General features: G+C 42.8%; 18 protein-coding genes. 8 read left to right on the top strand and 10 right to left on the bottom strand.

The features are described from left to right. A partial coding sequence (locus tag F7734_RS39095; RefSeq protein WP_207714320.1) for a pre-peptidase C-terminal domain-containing protein occupies window positions 1–644 on the bottom strand: 644 nt, incomplete at its 3' end. 793 nt (window positions 645–1437) lie between these two features. Between F7734_RS39095 and F7734_RS39090 the strand changes: the two genes are divergently transcribed. From F7734_RS39090 to F7734_RS39080, 3 genes are all read left to right on the top strand, one after another. Beyond that, window positions 1438–2040: a ParA family protein gene (locus tag F7734_RS39090; protein WP_155749798.1), complete on the top strand. Its 603-nt coding sequence runs from the start codon at window positions 1438–1440 to the stop codon at window positions 2038–2040. Then, window positions 1986–2522: a hypothetical protein gene (locus F7734_RS39085; protein WP_155749797.1), complete on the top strand. Its 537-nt coding sequence runs from the start codon at window positions 1986–1988 to the stop codon at window positions 2520–2522. The genes F7734_RS39090 and F7734_RS39085 overlap by 55 nt, the downstream gene beginning before the upstream one ends. A gap of 294 nt (window positions 2523–2816) precedes the next feature. Then, window positions 2817–3800 (top strand): DUF6602 domain-containing protein, encoded by a 984-nt coding sequence (locus tag F7734_RS39080; protein ID WP_207714319.1) that lies wholly within the window; start codon window positions 2817–2819, stop codon window positions 3798–3800. Window positions 3801–4376: 576 nt separating this feature from the next. On the opposite strand, the gene F7734_RS39075 is transcribed toward F7734_RS39080, so the two are convergent. Beyond that, a complete protein-coding gene (locus F7734_RS39075; RefSeq protein WP_155749796.1) occupies window positions 4377–5366 on the bottom strand; it encodes a tyrosine-type recombinase/integrase in 990 nt (329 codons plus the stop codon). A gap of 567 nt (window positions 5367–5933) precedes the next feature. On the opposite strand from F7734_RS39075, the gene F7734_RS39070 reads away from it, so the two are divergent. Beyond that, on the top strand, window positions 5934–6656 hold the full coding sequence (locus F7734_RS39070; protein WP_155749817.1) for a hypothetical protein: 723 nt from the start codon (window positions 5934–5936) through the stop codon (window positions 6654–6656). A gap of 63 nt (window positions 6657–6719) precedes the next feature. After that, window positions 6720–7331: a hypothetical protein gene (locus tag F7734_RS39065; RefSeq protein WP_243147324.1), complete on the top strand. Its 612-nt coding sequence runs from the start codon at window positions 6720–6722 to the stop codon at window positions 7329–7331. Between the two features lie 522 nt (window positions 7332–7853). Here the strand turns inward: F7734_RS39065 and F7734_RS39060 are convergent. The 8 genes from F7734_RS39060 to F7734_RS39025 form a co-directional block, all read right to left on the bottom strand. Next, on the bottom strand, window positions 7854–8012 hold the full coding sequence (locus F7734_RS39060) for a hypothetical protein (RefSeq protein WP_155749816.1): 159 nt from the start codon (window positions 8010–8012) through the stop codon (window positions 7854–7856). A 252-nt stretch (window positions 8013–8264) separates the two neighbouring features. Further along, a complete protein-coding gene (locus F7734_RS39055; RefSeq protein ID WP_155749815.1) occupies window positions 8265–10232 on the bottom strand; it encodes a hypothetical protein in 1968 nt (655 codons plus the stop codon). Window positions 10233–10423: 191 nt separating this feature from the next. Continuing rightward, a complete protein-coding gene (locus tag F7734_RS39050) occupies window positions 10424–11080 on the bottom strand; it encodes a hypothetical protein (RefSeq protein WP_155749814.1) in 657 nt (218 codons plus the stop codon). Window positions 11081–11090: 10 nt separating this feature from the next. Then, a complete protein-coding gene (locus F7734_RS39045) occupies window positions 11091–11531 on the bottom strand; it encodes a hypothetical protein (RefSeq protein ID WP_155749813.1) in 441 nt (146 codons plus the stop codon). Window positions 11532–11584: 53 nt separating this feature from the next. Beyond that, window positions 11585–11872 (bottom strand): hypothetical protein, encoded by a 288-nt coding sequence (locus tag F7734_RS39040; RefSeq protein ID WP_155749812.1) that lies wholly within the window; start codon window positions 11870–11872, stop codon window positions 11585–11587. A 183-nt stretch (window positions 11873–12055) separates the two neighbouring features. Then, on the bottom strand, window positions 12056–12556 hold the full coding sequence (locus F7734_RS39035; protein WP_155749811.1) for a hypothetical protein: 501 nt from the start codon (window positions 12554–12556) through the stop codon (window positions 12056–12058). A gap of 15 nt (window positions 12557–12571) precedes the next feature. Next, on the bottom strand, window positions 12572–12880 hold the full coding sequence (locus tag F7734_RS39030; protein ID WP_155749810.1) for a hypothetical protein: 309 nt from the start codon (window positions 12878–12880) through the stop codon (window positions 12572–12574). Next, window positions 12877–13833 (bottom strand): hypothetical protein, encoded by a 957-nt coding sequence (locus tag F7734_RS39025; protein ID WP_155749809.1) that lies wholly within the window; start codon window positions 13831–13833, stop codon window positions 12877–12879. Before F7734_RS39025 ends, F7734_RS39030 begins: the two co-directional genes overlap by 4 nt. Before the next feature lie 595 nt (window positions 13834–14428). Here F7734_RS39025 and F7734_RS39020 point away from each other — a divergent pair. The 3 genes from F7734_RS39020 to F7734_RS39010 are packed head-to-tail and all read left to right on the top strand — an operon-like array spanning window position 14429 to window position 15227. Further along, window positions 14429–14599, top strand: coding sequence for a plasmid partition protein ParG (locus F7734_RS39020; protein ID WP_155749808.1), 171 nt, complete (start codon window positions 14429–14431; stop codon window positions 14597–14599). Window positions 14600–14634: 35 nt separating this feature from the next. Beyond that, entirely contained in the window at window positions 14635–14847 is a 213-nt protein-coding gene (locus tag F7734_RS39015) for a hypothetical protein (RefSeq protein ID WP_155749807.1), read from the top strand. Beyond that, the gene (locus F7734_RS39010; protein WP_155749806.1) at window positions 14844–15227 is read left to right on the top strand and encodes a hypothetical protein; all 384 of its coding nucleotides are present in this window, start codon (window positions 14844–14846) and stop codon (window positions 15225–15227) included. The genes F7734_RS39015 and F7734_RS39010 overlap by 4 nt, the downstream gene beginning before the upstream one ends. The last annotated feature ends 363 nt before the right edge of the window (window positions 15228–15590 follow it).

Raw genomic sequence — 15590 nt, 5'->3', positions numbered from 1 at the left:
CGGCTGATAGATTCAGCAGTGGTGCTACCGTTAGTTGAACTGGCAATAACTTCACCGCTATCGATGATCCCATTGCTGTTAGCATCCCGAATCAACTGTACGTCAGCATCAGCTACTAGACCATTGAGGGCAAGATTGAAACTGCTCTTCGTGCCGAGGCTAAAACGGTAGTAGTCATCAGTATCAGATGAACCCACCCAATCACTGTAGGTGCTAGCTACTGAATCTAGGTTAATCTGACGTGCGCTGTTGAGGTTGTTTCCAGCAAAGTCATTGATTGTCGCAAAGACGCTCAAGTTGTAGTTGGTATTAGCACCATTAAAGGGATAGACCCGAGTGTAGTAAGTGCCTGCATCCAGAGTACGGCTGATAGATTCAGCAGTGGTGCTACCGTTAGTTGAACTGGCAATAACTTCACCGCTATCGATGATCCCATTGCTGTTAGCATCCCGAATCAACTGTACGTCAGCATCAGCTACTAGACCATTGAGGGCAAGATTGAAACTGCTACTATTGCTGAGACTGAAGCGGTAGAAATCGTCGAGATCGGACGAACCTACCCAATCTGTGAATGTTTGTGTGGTAGGAGTGATATTGAACTCCCTAGCTGACAATAATGTGTTACCTGCTCCATCAATAGTCATAAATATTCCTTTTTCTAAATATAGGTGTATCTGACTCTCAAGAAAGTGAAAATAACTTTCTTGAGTTGGATTTTTACGGCTCTCTCGAATCAATGAAATACTCTGAGTCTGACTGATATTAAAAAGTAGTATCTTCTCAGGGGACAACTCTTCAGGCAAAACAAAATTTGCGGTTCTCTAACATTAGAACCGCTACTCAACAACCCATAAGATGATTTGTTGCAGTCGGGAGAGCGCTCCAGGTTCAGGATATTTTTACAGAGCTTCGCCCATATTACCAGGGCAGCAACAACAATATTCTCTCAAATGTCGGGCAGTCACTCTCAAGAGAAGTTGGCTCAAGAGCTATCAGAAATCTTTCAAGAAATAGCAGAATGGGTAGATGCATAAGTATTTAATGCAATGCGCGACTGTGTGCGACTGCAAGGGAAGTCAAAGAATGTTTTTAGCTTGATAATCAATTCTTGGCTGTTTTTTCTTTTTGGTAAATCCCCAAATTTACTGAATTGATAAAATCCGTAGAAGATGGAATTCTTGATGAAGATTTCTTGGAACTTTATAAAGTCAATTTAAAGGAGATAGTCATGAAAGAAGTTGAATAAAAAAAACATATTGATACAGATCTCACCTCGTAATTGCCGGAAATTACACCCCGTCAGGTCTCAATACTTTCAGGGCACGGTACCCAGATGCTTAGAGAAATGAGGCATTACACATCTGGGTACCCAACCAGCCAAGTTAAACGTGTACCCAGGTAGCGCTATGATGCTCTTAACATAAGGAGGGGGAGATTATGCCAATCATCTCTCTAAGCTCATTTAAAGGAGGAGTGGCGAAAACCACTTCGGCTATCTGCCTTGCCTCACTGTTTTGTGAGGACGGGGCAACTTTGGTTATCGACGCTGACCCCAACCGTTCGGCTACTACTTGGGCAAGACCGGGGGGACTGCCGTTTCAGGTGTGTGGGGAAAAGGAAGCGGCCAAACTCATGCGTCAGCAGAAGTTCGAGTTCATCATCTTTGACACACCAGCCCGACCCAATGATGTAGAAGTTGAGGAATTGGCGAGGGGTTGCGATTTGCTGGTTGTCCCAACTCCACCAGACCTACTGAGCATGGACGCAATGGCACTCATGGCTAAGTCCTTGCCAGAGGATACCAATTGGCGGGTATTGCTGACTATGGTGCCACCACCGCCACAAAAGGACGGAATTGAAGCGATGGAAGCACTATTGGCTCAGGGGTATCCAGTATTAAGCCGGGGGATTCGGTTTTACAAAGCATATAAGGATGCAGTAACGTTGGGAGTTCCCGTTTATAAAGTTCGAGGAGGGAAGGTGGCATGGCGGGATTGGACAGAGGTAAAAAACGAAGTGGTTCGGGCAATCCAAGAGTAAGCCGATTTAGTGAAGTCTTGGGGGCGGCACATGATAGCGCCCAAAAACCTGGGTACCCAGAAAGCCAGCAACCCTCACAACCAGCAACTCAATCATCCGAGTCAACACCTGCACTTGAAAATGTTCCTCAACCTGGGTACCCAGAAACTCAACCATCTAAGCAGTCAGTCACCCAACCATCCCAAGTGCTTGAAAGCAGTCCTCAACTTGGGTACCCAGAAACTCAACCATCTAAGCAGTCAAAAGAGAAATTAGCCAAGCGCGAGAATCCGGACTACACCCAAACCACTTTTCGCATTCCCAAGAAATTAAGCAGGCAAATCAACCGAGCGCTAATGGATTTGGCGGATGAGGGGGTAGAGATAGACAGAAGCGATTTGCTAGAAGAATTGGCTGGTGCATTTATCCGAAAAGCGGATGAAGTCGGAGTAGTAGAAGCGTTGGAACAATTCAAAAACCTGGGAACCCAGATGGATGAGTAGTTGAGTTGTGAGTGGGGAGTGCGATGGCTCAGAAAGCGCCCGCCTTCAAGCGTTCGCTCGTGCCAAGTACGTGACAGTTCGTGCGATCGCAACTAAAGCAGCTCATATGCGATCGCGTTCTTGAGCGCTGGCGCGTGGCAAAGCGGGCAGAATATCCAAAGAGCGCATCGCCCTGGCGCTTGATGAGTTTATTAAGGAATTGGGAGTTTAGTTACCATAACGTTATCGTAACTAAAGAGGGCGAAGATTAAGGCAACTTATAAGTTAGCTTTTTATCAAGGGAGATGAAAGTAATTGGAAGAAGTCAAAAATCATGATCTTTTCGATTTCATGTTACAAATCAGCCAAGAAATGTCCTTGGAGTATGAGCGTATTCAAAAACGGGCTACTGAAGATCCTGGCACTGCCGGAGATCAAGGAGAAGAGAACTGGGCAGAGTTATTGAGGGATTGGTTGCCACCTACTTATCAAGTTGTGACGAAGGGTAGAATTATAAGTCAGGATGGGAAAACAAGTCCTCAAGTTGATGTAATCGTACTAAAGTCATTCTATCCCAAGAAGCTACTCAACAAAAAACTTTATCTTGCAGCAGGTGTAGCTGCTGCTTTTGAATGCAAAGTTACTTTAAAGGCTGCTCATATTACTGAAGCGTTAGAAAATTGTATTGCAATAAAGTCATTGTTTACGCCAAGAAAAGGTTCTCCCTTTAAAGACCTAAATACTCCAATAATATATGGGCTATTAGCACATTCTCATTCTTGGAAGGGAGATAGGTCAACACCAGTGGAAAATATTGCGAATAAGCTTATTGAAGAAGATCGCAGGCTAGTTGATCATCCCAGAAAAATGATTGACCTACTTTGTGTAGCCGATCTAGGGTCGTGGGCTTCATCACAACATACTCTTTTGTTAAAGAAATGTTTCAGCCCAGACCTTGCGTTAAAGAAATCTGGACGTTTGCTTGCAGCTACCACTGCATATATAGGACATACAAATAACTTTGAGAGTCAAGTAGCTCACTTTAAACCAGTAGGTGCTTTGATCTTTTACTTGTTTGAGAAACTGGCACGGGAGAATGAAGAGTGCCGCGGCCTTGCTGATTATTATCAAATGACTAATATTAGTGGTGCTGGCAGTGGTCGTATTAGAGAATGGTACAGCAATATTTTTTCTGATGAAACTAAAGAAAAACTCGATAGAAACATAATGGGTCTTGAGAGAAGTATTCTGTCAAACTGTGAACCTTGGTCTGAGTGGAGTGTGCAAATAGAGCCTTGAGCTTATAAAAACTGCTGTTACTTAAAGGAAATGTTTGCCGCAGTGGCAAGCTTTTACTTTAATTAATTGCGGCTTCTTGATACTTTCAACAGTATCTAGTAGTCTATGTGACGAAAACTGCTGTAACTTTGACGGAATTCTCAACTAGTAAGTATAATTATTTACAATGCTATCAATGGACAAACGGCTTACTTTTAGTTCAATTCTGAACTAACGGCAGAATTTTACTTTAAATAGTGGGATAAGATACTGTCAGTTGAAGTTGCGATCGCAACCAGAATCATTCGGTTTTAACTAAAATCTTGCCATTAGTTCAAAACTAAAGTAAAAGCTTGCCCTTTGTCAGTCAACTCTTTCTAACCAAAAATGTTGAGAGTGACGGAATTTGAACACAATAAGAGTGGATTCCGTCTCAGGAATCAGCGTAGTTACTGTCTAAGTATAGAATTTCTGGACTCAATTTAAAGTAAAAGCTTGCCAGTGCGGCAAACATTTTCTTTAAGTCACAACTGCCACTTTATCTTTTAAGTAACATTTGGTCACGTTATGGTTCAAATCACAGTCAGAAATTTGATATTAAGATTTGCGCTTTTTCCCAACACGAGCTGCTAATTTATTAGTTAACTCCAGTTGGTACTGATTTTTGTTGTCCTCATAAACCAGGATTGTCCTTGGGTCAGCATGACGGCTGAGGTGCTGAACCTTGCGGTAATCGCCCTCCGCCAAGTCAAGAGCATCGGTAATACCTGAATGCCTAATTTTGTGGGGTGTCATCCGCTTAGTTATTCCAGCTTTTTCGCAAGTCTTACGCACGAGCGCATAAATTCCATCGCCCGTCAGCTGATGACCTTCATTATGAAAGTCCAGTGCAATAAATAATGGGTCACTAGGTTTGAGATTTGTACGACAGCCCAACCAATCAGAGATCGCCTCCGCAACAAAAGGGTTTAAATCAATTCTAGTTTCATCATTGCCCTTGCCCTTACCGTAAACAGTTAATGTGTTTTCGTGGTAATCGAAATCCCCAACTGTTAATTTAGCAACTTCTCCACGACGTAAGACATTTGCCCAAAGCAGCAAAAATAAGGAATAATCTCGCTTCCCTTTAACTGAAGAAATGTCAATCACATCAAAAACTTTATTATATTCATCCACCCCTACTCCCCTGGTGTCTCTGTATTTTGTCACTTTCAATGACTCGATGCGATCGCCGTCAAAATGGTACTGACACCGCTTGAGGTTACGCCCCACCTTAATTAAATATTTGATAGCAGCCAAATAACGGTTGATGGTCGCCGCCTTCCTACCTTCTGTCACCAGATGATTTTTAAACTTGAGGATTAACCCGTTAGCCGTCTGTTCATCTAACCCCCAAAACTCTTCAATATCTCTTGGCGTTGGTTTCCTTTGTAAGAAATACTCAAAAAATATTCGGATATTGCCAGCATACCCCCGTTGGGTAGTTTGCGCCTTCTGCTGCAACTCTGCCAAAAAATCATTTGATGAAAGCAGTTGACTGGCAACAGAGGTAATTGAACTTTCTGTAAAACTACTTATAATATCCATCTACTGGCGTTTATGACAATGCGGCTTTCCATTAACGTCATATAATACCACACCATACTCTACCGAATAAACGACTACATAAGAGAAAATCGCTCGCTCCAAGCATCACGAAAGCAAAATTTAGCCGATTCTTGGGGGAGCTTGGATTGAGAGTTTTGATTCTCCGTAATGGTTGTAGTTATTGGCACATAAAAGCCATTGGATTGATATCTTTTTCGATTCAATGTTGTGATTAATGCAACAGTTATTCCCCCGCGTTGTAGGATGCTCGCCCAAAACACAATGCCTCGGACGCATTGTCCGTGTAAGACCCCCGTGACTTCAAAAAATGAGGGCAGAGGCCTCGGCGTATTCTCAACAAGCTTTATTATTGAGAATTAGACTCTCTACAATGCCCACCAAGCCCTTTATTTTCTCGTGGGCATCCAATTCTTCATTCAAGCCCTTTTAAGCCGATATAGCGCAATTAGGCTCGATTTAGCTGAAAAACCTAAAAATCTATACTCATGCTGTACATCTATCTGTACAATAATTCTATCTAGACTTGTACAGATGGGATTCTAGAATATGGCTGACAAAGACAAGTTTCTAGCCACCTTCCGCATTAATCAAGATGAGTGGAAGGACTTCATGGCACAGGCAAAAGCAGAAGGGTCGAGCGCCTCGGCTGTGCTGGTTGATTTCATTCGCTGGTATCGGTCTGGAAACAGAATTGCTGCTGATACCAAAAGAAGCACTCATCTAGATAATCTAGATTATATTATAGATTCTCGGATTGAAGCTAGAATCCAAGCCCAATCACAACTTCCATTCAATCTAGATGATATTCTAGATGAGCGAGAGAGAAATCTAGAATGGCGTTTGACTCAGGTTCTAGAGGAGAAACTAGAAGAACTACAGGGCAATCTGAACAATCTAGAATCTGCTCTAGATGAGCGGAAAGATAAGCGAGAACAGTTGCAGAAATCAGCACAACAACAGCCAATGGAGGTAGAGACAATGCCGTCTGAGAACGAGCAGCTTTTTGCACAAATAGAAGCACTCAAGGTAGAGAATCAGGAGTTACTTTTGAGACTGAATAATAAGGAAGCTCAGGAAAGAGCTGCAACCCCATTACCGGATTTACAGGCAATACGCTCGCGCATCCTCAAATCGCTGACTCAAGGTAAAAACAAGGTGGCTACCACATCTCCTCAGTACAAAACTGCTGTGAAGGTGTTGGATAAGTTCATTGCTGAACTGGTTGCTGACTCTGGTGAATCAACACCACCATCTTCACCTGATGTTTGAATTTTGGCATCTCTATTCTGATAGCATGATTGCAAGCAAATACGCTATCAAGGTTGGTCAACGTTGAAATCTCCATCGAAACAGTCCCCACCCAGTCAAATGCTCCGCGTCCCCACCGTGCTGATTCCGGTGGTGAAGGAGTTGGCTCGACTGCACAGAGAGGGTCTAACCATTGCCCTACTAATGGGGTTGCAGGAGTTGATAGCGAATCTTGATAGCAATAGCGATATCGATTTTGAGGGCAATAGTGAAGCAGTAAAGCAACTGGCACTCCGGGTAGAAAAGTTAGAATCCCGGTTGGCTGACTCAAATCGCGATACCGATAACCAATCGACAGCAAAGTTAGAGAAATCCTTGGGCAGTTTGGAGCAGAAACTCGAAGCCGTTACACTGAAGCTCGCCATACTGGAATCAGCCGTTGTGCAGAAACAGTACGGTCAAAGAAAGGGATACAGAACACCGTACAACAATCCCTACGTACCACAAGCTCTCGAACTTCAGCCCTTTACTGAGGAAAATTTAGCTCGCAGATTGGCAGTTGATGTATCCACCCTAATCAAACAAAGGAAAAATTTGAGCGAAGTCGAGTTTGAGAAGTGGTCTCGAGGTCGGGATACAAGTAAAACGGGTTGGCGCTATAAGGATGATGGTTTGTACCATCCAATCGGCCAGTAAATTCAAGAAGCAGTTTCTTGACATGAATGAACCTTTGTTCCTAGTGTATCAAGAAAGGTTCGGCTCTTGATATAGAATCTGGGTTGAAGGGTGAAAAATCCTCACTCAATTTTTGGAGTGACCAACACTAACCCCTCAATCTGGCTTTACTCTCCCATTTTTGGGAAAATTTAGGATAGTAACTAAAACAAAGCCAAGAGTGCATTACTAGGGGCTATGTCTAACATAGGGCGTTGGTCATCAGTCATTATCCATATATTCCTCCTTATTCTTTCGACCAATCTGCACAGTATTCACCTTCAACACCCTCAGGATGCACTGCACAAACTAAATAATTGTCTTCATATTCTTCCCCATGCCAGTACTTGCAATTAACACATTTGGCATATTTATTTGAAATTGGCTCCGGTTCACAATTACGTGATTCCCTATATACAATGCGCCAATCGCTTTGTCTCTTCAAAAAAGGCTTCATCCAATCTCTGTTTCTCGAATAAGGCAGCACCCGTTAAAAACAATCCACTAAACAAGGATAAACCACCAATCTTTAAAGCTGTTGCTTGTAGGCTCCGGATTATTCAAGAAAATAGAGCCAATAATAATGGTTGCTCCTGCAATGCTGCTAGCTAGTCCTACAGCATGTCCAAAATCGATTAATGACTCAAATACCTCAACACGCATGCCTTTAATCTCCTAATAGTAATTGCAATTTTGTAGAGGATAAAATCTTGTCTATGATTGGGTCAGCAACATGGATTGGTTGGGTCAGCCCGGTCAGCACATTCGTCAGAGGGATAGAAAGAGTTAAACGTCCCTGACCCTTACTAAACAAGCATCTGACCGTTGCTGACCGTCCTGAATGCCTGCCCTGACCGTGCTGACTGACCGCAATTTTGGGGGTATTTTGGCAAGCTCTAGGAGTGGGCAGCAAGGTCAGTCAGGCTTTTTAATTATTCTAAAAAACTCGTTATCCTTTATTTCAGCTTCCCTCTCTCTCACCAAGAAATTAACAAGTAGCTTCACATCATCAACATCTCGTGTTACCTTACGAAGTGGTTTTAAACTACTGCGAGCCTCTCCAAACTTCATCCAATCTTTCCCAACTGCCGAGCGCAATGCTTCAAGACCTTTATTAAAATCAAAACTAGTTGCTTTCTCATCAGGTGCATTTTCTACTTGCTCTACTTCTGGCACATCTGGTACTTTGTTTACATCTAATTTAAAAGTGTTCTCTAAACTGTTAACGGCATCGTAATCTACTGCTAGCTTCTCTCCTTTTGGTGGGGGTGCAAATCCTGGGAGAAATGTCCGAGTATCTCTATCAAATCCAGAGTAATTGTTTAACTTTGGCATTGGATACCATCTATTAATTCCACCAAAGTAAATGGCTCTACCCACAACAGATTTAGAACACAGTTCTTGAATTTGTTTGCTAGACAGACGTTGGTCGCTTGGAATCATCTTGGATGCGAGCAATCCCTCTGATGCTGAAATGTTGCGGGCATCTACAATAAAAACTGGGATGAACATTGTTCTGTCCCCACCATCAAAACCCAATCCAGAAACATGGGCATTTTGAGATATTCCCCAAAAGATAATTCCTCTAGAATCACCAGAAGAGGCATATCCAGTAATTTTGGTTTTGAACCAATGGACGGCACCTTTTATTAGTTGCAGGGTTTTTAAAGTAAGAAGCAGTTCATCAAATACCAACAACTTATAACCACCTTCACAATCAAAATCGTCGTAATTCTTGAGGCATTCAATAACCCACTCAAATGCGTCTTGGGGGTCACTTGTCATCAAATCTTTTCTAAAGAGATAATCAACTCTTCCACTAAAGTAAGCAGTTTCTTTGGGGTCGTTCTTGGGGTCAATGTAGAAGATTTTTACTTTACGGGTTGTGCGTGCTCGGACTTCTTCTAAGGCATTGCTCACAAAGATTCCCTTACCACAACCGGGAATGCCACAAATTAAACTTAGTTTCAAAGTAGAAGCCAATAGTTTTGGTAAATTTGGAATCTCTTTTTTAAAGGAAACTAATTCTGTGGGCTTATCCTCCACAGGTGTGGAAGGCACGTTAATTGCATTTAATTTAGTCTCAGAACCAATGTCAGTAGGGCGCATCTGCTCGTCAGTAATAAATTTGATTTCTTCAAGGGGCATTGGAGTAATTTCATTCATCTGGTCAATGGTTCTATCTTTCCTTGCCTCTAGGTATGCACGGTGTTGACTCAGGAGTTCGAGATTTGTGCGCTCGACCCGAATATCAGCTGTGACATTCGCCATATGAGCATTGACTTGTTCCGAGGTGGGCAATGCCCCCTTATAGCGAACAAAGCAGTCTAGTATCCAACGGTAAGCATGAAATCTTTTGAGAGGTTCAACTTGTGTTAGATAATCGGTCAACACGGAAAAGTGAGAATTTAATAAGTGATATTCTTTCCTTTCTACTGGGGATAGATAGTGCTGCAATTGCTCGAACTCGTCAATATCGTCATTAACCTTCTCCCTAAGTTCTGCATTTCCCAAAGTACCTGCCAAATCTAAAATGTTTCCTCTAACAAATGGAAATGGTGAAAACGATCCGGTATGGTTAGCGTCAATAAAACACCCATGTACATACCCCACTAATCCCAATACCACACCTACAGGTGCTAGCGGTGACAATGCATGAAAGAAAAACCCTGCAACCAGTACCGCGCTGCTTACAAGTTTATTAGCATCAATACCAGATTTCTCTTCTCGAGCCAATTCCAAAAGTTGGTCTTTACGTTCCTTCAACCAATCTGCAACATACCCATCCTCTAAATATTCAATTATTGGGTATGATGCTCGAATATGCTGGGTTTGAGGTGTTTCTAAGCGAGGGATTTGTGGTTTATTATTTTCTTCAGGCATAACCTTTTTATTTTAAAGTTCAGGTGACACGAGGGTCTTACACGTACAAAAAAGGGGCAGCCTTGAAAACAACTTTACAAGCTGTATTAGGGATTATATGACCTATGAAGGCTGCCCCTTTTTTGAGGGGACAATGCGTGACCGCACTCCATTTGATGAAGCAGCATCACGCTTATTGCGGTCACGATTTATTACCCTTTGAGCATTCGATAAACTACATAACCAAGTTCAGCAGCCACAATAGTGAACAAGTTGTACATTAAGCATTTGAAAATATCACCAGGGTCACTATATTGAAGTGGATTTCGACTGCTAAATGTTTGGATTAAGTCAAATGTCCAAGACGCTATAGCAATCAACCCTACAGTCCTTGGTGATATCCCCGCAACAGCTTTTACACCAAATGCAGCATTTCTCACAGTCGCACTTTGAATTATTTGAATTACGAACGACAAGCTAACTGCAAACACAAATGCTGGATTAAAAATAATACCAGCCCAAGCCCGTGGCTGTGGGAATACGGTAAACCCAGGCAACCACGACCATCCTGCCCATGACTGCTCAAAAAATGGGAATAAGGCAGCTCCTTGAAAAAGGGATTGCCAATAACTATCAGTTGTAAAAAGCACTCCTGCTACAAAAACGAGACTGCCTAGTGCGAGCGCACCAACACTTCCCGCTTCCGTGAAATGCTCCATAATTGAAGCAAGAAATCTGGGGATAATTGAAACTATCAAAACAAGCCACTTAGCTAAAGTGCTAAAGATATCTGTTTTTGAGGTTTGCCCTTTGGGAGAGCTTAGAGGTGTCTTGCCATCTGCAGTTGTTAGGGGAGGTTTGTTCTGCATCTTTTTCTCCTTAATATTCTGAATCTGAGTTAATTACTGGTGCGTCGTTACAAACTGTAGATGAATCGCGTTTCCAAATAAAACGACGATTCTGAATCTTGCCGATACACGTGCTGCTGCGGTCATAGACGAACACCACTTCATCTGCTAAATAATGCTGTAATGTCTGTCTTGTTAGTTTTGGAGGTTTATGACCATCGTCATAATCAATTATTCGGAGTGTTCGTCCGAATGGAAGTAATCCTGTCTTTTTGATTAAGTCAGCAGTGGCTTTGCGTTGTGCAATTCTGTCTCGATTGATTGTTTCACTTTTATTGAGCGTATCCTTAGCCACGAAGGTAGCGTAGTCAGAAGGGATTTTGAGGAATAATGGAGCAATGATTAGCAATCCTCCTATTAAAGAAATCCCAGTTGGTAGAAAGTATTTATCAGCTCTCGATTTCGTTGCCATAAGCGAGGTTTGTGCTAGTCCCACAGCAACAAACACTGTGGGTTATTTTGGCTTTATAATTTGCGGATTTGGTATTTCAGTTGGTTAACAAGTGCATCCATTAAAGACAATCTTTCTTGTGTTGAAAGCTCCTGCTCAATCCGATTCATTGCTTTTTCAACTGGTTCGCTAACTCCCTCGCCATCTGCATCATGGAACCATAATTGGTATCCGATGCGATATAAAAGCCAACACTTTTCTGTTGCGGACATATTCTCAAATTGGTTCCCAAAACAGTCAACCATTTCATCGATTAAAGTGGTTTCATCACTGGAAACGTAATATCCAACTGGTTTGGTCATTTCCTTCTTTCTCCTAAATGGTTTGGGCGTTAATTTCTGCTGCATCTCCTGCAGTATGGTAAGATGACTTTGCTCGTTCTATTTCGGGAGTCGGTTGTTGTCACGAATAGCTCTAAAATATAAGGCAAAGTGTTGTTTTGGGGAGTTGACTATCAGGAAATTAGTCAACTCAAAACGCAAATTTCATGACGCTGGTTGAGTCATGCCCATCAGAATTTGGTGGACTTTCGTAATCAGTTCTTGCTCCTCTGCTGTTCGCTGACGAACTGGGTCAACCTTGACCAAAATATAAGCAGCTTGTTTTGCTAAATCTTCTGGAATTCCATGAGTTTTCAAATCTTCTGTTTGAGTCTCAAGGGGAGTTTTTAATCTGGCGTTTCCAATTCGACATTGTTCGAGTAATGCCAATTGCAAACTCTCAGCATCTTGGACTGAAATCCCCTGTAGAATCTCCAAACACTCCTCTAATTCTGAATCCTCAACGAGTAAGTGTTGGATGCTGTCGTTATAGGCATCGAAAATACCATAACCGTCACTGTCATCTTGTCCCCAAACGTAGAAAGACAAGATTATTCGCAATTCCAGTTTTTGATTTCTGTCTAACAATTCAAGCTCTTGACCAAATCTTTCACAGAGCTTCTCTAAGTGCTCTCCCGAAGCGTAATACTGTAATGGCTTGCTCATTGTTATAATTCCTTTCTAAAAATCCTGGTCTTCAAAAACCTTATTGTTGATGTCAGCTGTTGTTGGTTCAAGTTGGTTTGCTGGTTCTGTTTGTGCATCGGTAACAACACTATTGGTATTGGCTGTGTGAATTGCATTTGCACCATCCAAAACACCCGGTCTCAGGTATTTATTGGTGCTTTCGATGAAGTCTTGCTCGTAGCGACAAAGCATCAACCAAACAATGTATGGTGCTGAAGTGAAGGGGGTTGCTTCTTGAATTCGCTTCAAAATTTCCTGGCTGTCATTAATCAAATCGACTCTTGGGCGTTTGCTGACTGTCATGTATTCAACCCCTTCAAGTCATAGAACTGGGGGTCAAGAGGAATGACGTACAAAGGATTGGCACACATATCCTGCATCAAATGAGCAGTCCCACCTATGACCAAAATCTGTCCCAAGTTGCCCCGATAGTTTGCCCACTTGGTTTTGAGCCGTCCCTTGATTTCTTCTTGATAGGCGGCTCTTGCTCTCATGAAGTGCTTTTTGAAGTCAATTTCCTGACCGTTATGGATGTAGGTGTAGTTGTTCTCTGCAATCGCATCCATGATGACTTCTGGTTTGGGCGAAAAGTGTGCTTGTGCCGATAGTGCGGAGGTGATTTTCTCTGCAATAAAGATTGTCCCCGGCATCTGCACTTTTGACCCATAGTCGGGCTTGCTTGACCCCGGTTGGTACAAGTAGGCAATTCCGTCGTGTCCTCCCAAGGTGACGACGCCGTTGACCCTGCCTGGGTATTTGAAGATTTTTTCTTTATGAGCTTGGATGTAGGCTCCACGGGTTTCGTCTACGGCATTGACCTTGCGGATGCGGTAGCGAATGACACGACCGTTGCGCTTGAAAGTCCGCTCGACTGCAAGTGCTTGGAGGTACTTGAGATTTGTTTCGTTGCGGGAGTCGGGCAAGCAGATATTGAGTTTTTCGATATCCGCAAAATCCGAACCATAGTTGGTGTCTATACCCGTGAGGATGAGCAAGTCAGCCTTCTCGCACTTGTTACCGTTGAATACGGGGGAGCCGCCCATCAACTGTGCTTGCCTGCCAATCAAATATCTGTCGCCGTCAATTTCAATGAGGTAAGAATCCTTGTGTACATCCTCAACGGAAAAGTTGTCGTAGTCTTCGATGGGTTTGATGACGCTCAAGCAGGCCTTAGTCTGACCGTTGCGATCGATCCACTTGTCGTAGCGGTTCCCTGGGTCGGCAACATGGCATTTGATGATGTCCTTCTCTGCCATTGGTTTGTCTCCTATTGGTAAATCCTTGGTCGTTCTTGGGACGATATTGACCCGTTGTGGGATGGAGTCGGGTCAGTTTGGGCAAACGGTTGTTTTTTCTGTGACTGGAAAATCAATTTCTCTACAAAACAGAAGCGCAACTTGGGTTGGGACATCCAAGGACAATCCGTACATCTCGCTATTAGTCTTGAATGCTGCGTAGCTGATGGTAATTCGGGCAGTTGGAAACTTGTCGGACGCTTTCGCCACTAATCCTCATGCATGCTTGTCTGTCAATGCCAAAGTCTTCTGCTTGAGAATCAAGAGCGCTCAAAGAGCACTATTGGCTCGCTTGTGCTGTACCTGTAACGAGATGGCTGTTTTGGGATGGTGCGTGCAATGATGCGAGTTGCGTATGAGATAAATATCTGCACTCTTATGCAGGCACGGAGCCACTATTTGGCAATATTTGTGTTTTTGTTGGACGAATTTTGGAGCTGATGATATGCTATGTCACATAGGTCAGTTGTGTCAAGAAGGTCATATAGGAGTTTAAAAAAATCCTGTCAAGAGCCAAAATAGGCTAATTGACATTACTGACCTATGTACAATTAATATGCCAGAGGATCAACAAGAGGATAAAACCGTGAGCTTTAGGGTATTCCTAGATGATTCAGAGCGAACGCGATTCAAAGTCGCTTGTGCTGAAGAAAAAACAACAATGAGCCAAAAATGCCGCGAGTTGATTCTTGAATGGCTTACTAAGCGTGGAGAAAAGAAAAAATGACCATTGACTCAATTTGTCAAAGGTAAGAAAACGACATGACTTCGGGTAAACAACCGGGCGATCGCCAACCAACAGAAGAAAATATTTCCCAACACGCAGTCACCTCTCGTTGGAGGTGTTATGAGATGGAAACTAAATATGGGTGGACGTTGCTACGGATAGAACCCACTAGCGACAAAACCCTCAAATGGAATTGCGTGTTTCTTGGCGAAACTGAATTTCCGAATTATATGGAGGATTCCCAATGAGAAAGTACATTATCTTTCGGGCGGACTGGAGAGAAGAACACTTGGCTGAAAACCGGATTTTAGCCCACACTGGAGCAATGACCGACATTCTTGCCGAACACTTTGATTCGTCAGAACGCCCAATACCTCAACCGGGCTACAGATTTCGGGAATTTCATAGGGTTGAACCATTTGTTGACCCGAAGTTTCCCGGTGCTAGCACCCACAGCCGGGTTGGCGATTGGGAGGTCACTAGGGTTGAGGAGTATACTTCAGAACTCCCTAATGCTGACTTTGGGGCTATCGTCATTTGCTATTGCCGATACTCCCCTGTCACTACGCCACTTGAGCCACTGCCACGAATCCAAGTTTCCGAACAATTGCAGGAAGTACAGATCTAAAGGGCGGTGATAAAACTCACTCAATCCCATCCCAGAAATCTCTGTATGCAGAAAAGCACATTTCTGTCAAGATAACAACTTCAGAACAACTACTTATTTTTCTACGAATTTGTTCTGATTTTTTGCCTGAAAAAATCAGAAGGGAGTTAGATGTCTTTTTTTAGACACTGGGAATAAAATAGATCGACCAAAAGATAGAAGCGAATTTGAATCGGGAGGTGAGTGTTGTGAAATACCGCAAACAAAAAAATTCCAGTCAAAATAGCCCCCTTTCACAAAAGGTGGCTCTTTGACTGATATTATGTTTTGTACAACTAAATCAAGAATCGGGTTTTCAATCTTCTTCTGTTCCCCAATCAGTTC

It is taken from the genome of Scytonema sp. UIC 10036 (assembly GCF_009725235.1).
The sequence above is the reverse complement of the archived record's forward strand: the minus strand, read 5'-3'. Positions and strand labels throughout refer to the sequence as shown.

What these genes read in the sequence shown, in the direction of transcription:
- F7734_RS39090 (WP_155749798.1), top strand. Translation starts at nt 1,438, where the DNA reads ATGCCAATCATCTCTCTAAGCTCATTTAAAGGAGGAGTGGCGAAAACC.
- F7734_RS39085 (WP_155749797.1), top strand. Translation starts at nt 1,986, where the DNA reads ATGGCGGGATTGGACAGAGGTAAAAAACGAAGTGGTTCGGGCAATCCA.
- F7734_RS39075 (WP_155749796.1), bottom strand. Translation starts at nt 5,366, where the DNA reads ATGGATATTATAAGTAGTTTTACAGAAAGTTCAATTACCTCTGTTGCC.
- F7734_RS39070 (WP_155749817.1), top strand. Translation starts at nt 5,934, where the DNA reads ATGGCTGACAAAGACAAGTTTCTAGCCACCTTCCGCATTAATCAAGAT.
- F7734_RS39060 (WP_155749816.1), bottom strand. Translation starts at nt 8,012, where the DNA reads ATGCGTGTTGAGGTATTTGAGTCATTAATCGATTTTGGACATGCTGTA.
- F7734_RS39055 (WP_155749815.1), bottom strand. Translation starts at nt 10,232, where the DNA reads ATGCCTGAAGAAAATAATAAACCACAAATCCCTCGCTTAGAAACACCT.
- F7734_RS39050 (WP_155749814.1), bottom strand. Translation starts at nt 11,080, where the DNA reads ATGCAGAACAAACCTCCCCTAACAACTGCAGATGGCAAGACACCTCTA.
- F7734_RS39045 (WP_155749813.1), bottom strand. Translation starts at nt 11,531, where the DNA reads ATGGCAACGAAATCGAGAGCTGATAAATACTTTCTACCAACTGGGATT.
- F7734_RS39040 (WP_155749812.1), bottom strand. Translation starts at nt 11,872, where the DNA reads ATGACCAAACCAGTTGGATATTACGTTTCCAGTGATGAAACCACTTTA.
- F7734_RS39035 (WP_155749811.1), bottom strand. Translation starts at nt 12,556, where the DNA reads ATGAGCAAGCCATTACAGTATTACGCTTCGGGAGAGCACTTAGAGAAG.
- F7734_RS39030 (WP_155749810.1), bottom strand. Translation starts at nt 12,880, where the DNA reads ATGACAGTCAGCAAACGCCCAAGAGTCGATTTGATTAATGACAGCCAG.
- F7734_RS39025 (WP_155749809.1), bottom strand. Translation starts at nt 13,833, where the DNA reads ATGGCAGAGAAGGACATCATCAAATGCCATGTTGCCGACCCAGGGAAC.
- F7734_RS39020 (WP_155749808.1), top strand. Translation starts at nt 14,429, where the DNA reads ATGCCAGAGGATCAACAAGAGGATAAAACCGTGAGCTTTAGGGTATTC.
- F7734_RS39015 (WP_155749807.1), top strand. Translation starts at nt 14,635, where the DNA reads ATGACTTCGGGTAAACAACCGGGCGATCGCCAACCAACAGAAGAAAAT.
- F7734_RS39010 (WP_155749806.1), top strand. Translation starts at nt 14,844, where the DNA reads ATGAGAAAGTACATTATCTTTCGGGCGGACTGGAGAGAAGAACACTTG.